Raw genomic sequence first — 642 nt, 5'->3', positions numbered from 1 at the left:
CGCGTTGACTCATCCAAAATGCGCGCATAGAGGTAGTCGTTGCCTCAACTGAGAATGCGCGCGTGCGGTGCGCCTGCCGTGTCCGGCTCGGGCCGGGCGGTAGGCCCGAACGATGGGGCTGTCGATGAGTCAACGCAAGGCCGTGACCAAGACGATCGCGACGCGGTACGCCCGGGCCAACAAGGCCGCCAAGGGTGTCATCCTCGACGAATTGTGTGCCACGACCGGCTGGCATCGCAATCACGCCCGTAAGGCGTTGACGCAGGCGTTGCACCCCACGACGGTCAGGGGACGCACCCCGAGACCACCGAAGTACGGCTCGGACGTGATTGCGGCACTACGATTCTGCTGGGCAGTGCTCGGTGCGCCGGCCGGTAAACGGCTGGCGGCGGTGCTGCCGGACCTGGTGCCGACGCTACGTCGGTTCGGCGAGTTGAGCATCGACGACGCCACTGCGGAGTTGTTGGTGTCGATGTCGGCGGCGACCATCGACCGTCGGCTGGCCGAAGACCGGCGCAGGCTCGATCCGAAGGGCCGGGCACACACCAAACCGGGGTCGTTGCTCAAGTCGCAGATCCCGATCCGCACGTGGGCGCAGTGGGACGACGCAGTCCCGGGGTTCGTGGAGATCGACCTGGTCGG

General features: G+C 66.7%; 1 pseudogene. It reads left to right on the top strand.

What is annotated here, in order from left to right:
* Positions 1-112: 112 nt before the first annotated feature.
* Positions 113-642, top strand: a pseudogene (locus K3M35_RS25865) (integrase); the annotation flags it as partial.

The organism is Rhodococcus sp. DMU2021 (assembly GCF_019641445.1).
GTDB lineage: Bacteria > Actinomycetota > Actinomycetes > Mycobacteriales > Mycobacteriaceae > Rhodococcus > Rhodococcus pyridinivorans.
This window is presented reverse-complemented; position numbering and strand designations above follow the sequence as displayed.